This window comes from Planktosalinus sp., from assembly GCF_059864935.1.
Genome location: NZ_JCBCCK010000374.1, coordinates 1 through 4,515 on the forward strand (window position 1 = coordinate 1; position 4,515 = coordinate 4,515).

General features: G+C 36.2%; 5 protein-coding genes. 3 read left to right on the forward strand and 2 right to left on the reverse strand.

The genetic code is table 11. The features are described 5' to 3' along the window. A partial coding sequence (locus AC6F75_RS11675) for an insulinase family protein (protein ID WP_500715192.1) occupies window positions 1–2,425 on the forward strand: 2,425 nt, incomplete at its 5' end. 137 nt (window positions 2,426–2,562) lie between these two features. Next, complete coding sequence (locus tag AC6F75_RS11680) at window positions 2,563–3,147, forward strand: hypothetical protein (RefSeq protein WP_500715193.1); 585 nt, start codon at window positions 2,563–2,565, stop codon at window positions 3,145–3,147. Window positions 3,148–3,324: 177 nt separating this feature from the next. On the opposite strand, the gene AC6F75_RS11685 is transcribed toward AC6F75_RS11680, so the two are convergent. Further along, the gene (locus tag AC6F75_RS11685) at window positions 3,325–3,618 is read right to left on the reverse strand and encodes a type II toxin-antitoxin system RelE/ParE family toxin (protein WP_500715194.1); all 294 of its coding nucleotides are present in this window, start codon (window positions 3,616–3,618) and stop codon (window positions 3,325–3,327) included. Next, window positions 3,608–3,853, reverse strand: a complete 246-nt coding sequence (locus AC6F75_RS11690; RefSeq protein WP_500715195.1) for an addiction module protein — start codon at window positions 3,851–3,853, stop codon at window positions 3,608–3,610. Before AC6F75_RS11690 ends, AC6F75_RS11685 begins: the two co-directional genes overlap by 11 nt. Window positions 3,854–4,092: 239 nt before the next feature. Here AC6F75_RS11690 and AC6F75_RS11695 point away from each other — a divergent pair. Continuing rightward, a partial coding sequence (locus tag AC6F75_RS11695; RefSeq protein WP_500715196.1) for an SDR family NAD(P)-dependent oxidoreductase occupies window positions 4,093–4,515 on the forward strand: 423 nt, incomplete at its 3' end.

The following is a 4,515-nucleotide window of genomic DNA, read 5'->3' on the forward strand; positions in this document are numbered from 1 at the left end:
CGCCTGGACCTGGCACGAAGAAACCGTATATACCAACAGAATTCCTTCAAACGAGCTGGACAAGTGGTTGACCCTCGAAAGTGAGCGTTTCAGTAAGTTGGTGTTAAGATTGTTCCATACTGAATTAGAAGCTGTTTATGAAGAGTTTAACCGCTCACAGGACAACGACTTCAGAAAAGAAAATTATGCACTGATGGACGCTATGTTCCCTAACCATCCTTATGGGCAGCAACCCACAATTGGAGTTTCAGAGCATTTGAAAAACCCATCTATGGTTGCCATACACGATTATTTTGAAAAGTATTATGTGCCTAACAATATGGCTGTAATATTGGTAGGTGACCTTGACTTTGAAGAAAGCATCCAAAAAGTCAATAACCATTTTGGTGGATTTGAGAAAAAAGAACTCGTTCATCCCGAGAGACCATCGGAATCTCCAATTACTTCCCCTGAAACAAGAGAAGTTTTTGGTCCGGAAGCAGAGCGTGTGACAATCGGTTACAGAACTGATAAAATTGGCTCGGAAGAAGAAAGATTTATCACCCTGATTGACCAGATTTTAAGCAACGGTACAGCAGGTCTAATCGATTTAAACCTGAACCAGAAACAAATAGTACAGAGGGCATTTTCAAGAACCTCCTTTTTCAATGACTATGGAATGCACACACTTTCAGGTTATTCACGTTCCGGGCAGTCTCTTGAAGAAATCAAAACCTTATTGATGAATGAAATTGAAAACATCAAACAAGGAAATTTTGACGAGTGGTTGCTTGAAGCAGCTATCAACGACCTGAAACTTCAGGAAATGCGTCGTTTTGAAAATGCTTCGCCTTTGGCCAATGCCTATGTGAAAACTTTTACGCAGTTTCAGGACTGGAATGACAGGGTGAACTTTTTAGAAAGTTTGACCACAATGACAAAAGACGAATTGGTAGTTTTTGCCAACGAATTTTACAAAAACAACTATGTGGTGGTTTATAAACGACAGGGTGAAAGCCAGGATGTTGTAAAAGTTGAAAACCCGGGAATTACTCCTGTTCAGTTAAACAGGGATAAAAAATCTGGATTCCTTGAAATGTTTGAAGCCATCGAGTCTCCTGAAATCGACCCTTTATTTATCGATTACAAAGCCACTATTCAAAACAGAACACTCAACAACGGCATCGAAGTGTCTTACATCAAGAATGAAGTTAATGACCTGATGCAAACCTTTTTCATTTATGATATGGGTAAAGACAATGATAAAATGCTGGATCTGGCTATGGGTTATTTGACTTATCTGGGAACAGACACCAAAACTGCCGAAGATCTTAAAAAAGAGTTTTACCGCATTGGTATCAGGTATGGAGCCAGTTCCGGATCAGACAGGGTGTTGGTTTCGCTTTCAGGCTTAAAAGACAACCTCGCTGAAGGGATTGAACTGCTTCAGCACATTTGGGACAACGCCGTTGCTGATGAAGAAGCTTACGCGAAATATGTGGAAACCATCGAAAAAGCACGTAATGACGCCAAAGCCAACAGAAGCCAGATTATGTTTGGCGGACTGATGAGCTACGGCCAATACGGACCGGATTCGCCTTACAGGGATATTTTTACCATTGAAGAATTAAAAGCCATCAATCCTGAAGATTTGGTACAGGCAATCAAGGATTTGAAAAACTACAAGCACCGTGTGTTCTATTTTGGAAATGATATTGACAATGCAGTTGCAGCCTTGAATGAAAAGCACAATGTGCCTTCTGAATTGAAAGACTATCCTGAAGCAAAAGTGTACACTGAAATCGCTACAGGCGGAAAAGTGTATTTTGTCAATTACGATATGGTTCAGGCAGAAATGATGTTCCTGTCAAAAGGCGACACCTTCTCTCCGGAGAAATTGGCAGCGTCAAGGGTGTTCAATTCCTATTTTGGTAGCGGACTTTCATCCATTATTTTCCAGGAAATTAGAGAATCTAAGGCATTGGCTTATTCAGCATATTCTGTTTACAGAAACGCTGCTGAAGCTGGAAAACCAAACTATGTGCAAGCATACATCGGTACCCAAGCCAATAAAATTGAAGAAGCCGTTGAAGCAATGATGGAGCTGATGAACAATATGCCCGAAGCCGAAGAACAATTCAACAGTGCCAAAGATGCCACATTGAAGCAACTGGCTGCTGAAAGAATTACCAAAGCCAATATTTTCTGGAGTTTTGAAAGGCTTAAAAAACAAGGCATTGACTATGACATCAGGGAAGAAATGTACAATGCCATCCAAAATATGACCATGGCCGATTTAAAAGCATTTTTTGACGAAAACATCAAAGACGGCAACTATACCGTGATGGTGATTGGAAACAAAAAAGACGTTGACTTTAATGTATTGAAAAAAATGGGGCAGGTGGAAGAAATCGACCTGGACTACCTCTTTAATTTTAAGCAGTAAAATATCTTTAAATATTTTTAAAAACCTTCTGATTGCTTTCAGGAGGTTTTTTCTTTTCTAATTTAAGTTGAATTAATTTTTTTATGTATTTTGGTTGAATGGAGAATGTTATAAACAAAATTCGATGTTGTAGAACCTTGCTGAACAATATCGAAGTATTTGGGAAATTAAAATGGTTGAAATTTTTAATAATATTTTTTTTAATGTTAATCTTTTCCTCGTGTAATTCAAAGGAAAATAAGCTTGAGAGTGATATTACTGAATCTATAGAACAAAAATTGACAGAACTAGTTTATTCTTATGTAAAAATGTTAAGGGAAGAAACTGGTGATATTGAGTTGTTTTGTATCTATGTGAAAAGAGTTAATGATAACACACTTGATTTTTATCAATATAGATTTTATGATAGCGCTATTTTAGGTGAAAATTTAGATTTGCCATATGCGTACATCAATAGAGAAGCAAAAGAAAATTTCGTTGTTTTTTTCTTTGATGAAGAAAAAAAAGTTCCAAATAGTATTAGAAACAGTTTAGAACAGGACTCTTTATGGGTTAGCTTAGCAAACATAGATGATGTAAAAAAATATAGACCAGTTATAAAAATTCATAGTTATCCTGTTTGGGACGTGTATATATGCAAAGATGATTTAAATAAATATAAAATTTTTAAATCTACTTTTGGATTTGATAAAAAAAATATGAATACAACTATATGTGGATAACGCGATGTGACCGTGTGGTAGCTTGGGAAATTAAACAGAGTTTAGACAACAAATATGGTAGAAACCGCCCTATGAAAAATCTTAAATTATAAATTGTATTATTTATATTACATAATATATAGATTTGTTCTGCTAACTCCATCTAGAAATGAACCCTACCAGACTTCATAAGTTTTGCTACTTCCTCTTTTTTACCGGGTCTTGAAATGTATGAAATACAGAATAAACAATGATTTGATTTTGGATTACTTCATAAATTATGACGTAAGGAAACCTTTTTAAAGGAAGTTCTCTAAATACCGGCTTTCTTTTTATTTCAAATAATGCTTTTAGAGTTTTTAGAGTTTGAAAATAGCCGTCTAAATAATTTAAGAACTCTAAACCTAATCCTATTTGTTGGGTTTCATACCAGTCAATAGCTTCGTCAATTTCAATCTGAGCTTCAGGCTCTATGATTAATTTAGAAGCCATATTTATTCTTCAATTTTTGCTTTACTTCCTCCCAGGAAGAACCCTCAGTTTCTCCTGCAAGGTAGTTTTGACGTCGTTGTTCAACAATTTTATAATGTTCTTCTGAAATTAAAGAGGGGGAGTCAATAGAATCCAGAGCATCAAAAATGCCATCTAAAGTTGCTAGTTTTGAATCGTCTTGTATGATTAAATTGAACTGCTTAATCAGTTTATTTCTTAATTCTGGCACTCCCATAAGATTATTATTTATACAATCAAAGATACATAAATCATTCCAATTGTATGATTCTCAAACAGAACTAACTGCTTAAAGTCTCATGACTTTAAGCTCTTCAATAATTTTTCGTCTTAAGTCATAAGTCCTGCAGCCCTAAGTCAAAAAAAAAATACCCTCACCGATTTCAAAAAGTTTTCTTGTTACTTCCTTATCCATTTGCTTATATTTGATGACACGATTAAAACAGTACAAAATTTATGAAACTACTTGAAGGAAAAACAGCCATCATCACCGGCGGAAGCCGCGGAATCGGAAAAGGAATCGCAGAAGTTTTTGCTAAAAATGGCGCCCATGTGGCATTTACTTACAGTTCGTCTGAAGAAGCTGCGTTGGAATTGCAAAACTCACTTGAAAAAGAAGGTGTAAAAGCCAAAGCTTATAAAAGCGACGCCGCAAATTACCAACAGTCACAGGAACTGGCCGAGGAAGTGGTCAAGGAATTTGGAAGTATTGATATCTTAGTCAACAATGCCGGTATCACCAAAGACAACCTCCTGATGCGCATTACCGAAGAAGATTTTGATAAGGTGATAGAGGTGAATTTAAAATCAGTTTTTAATATGACCAAAGCTGTGCAGCGCACTATGCTTAAGCAACGCAAGGGTTCAATTATAAATATG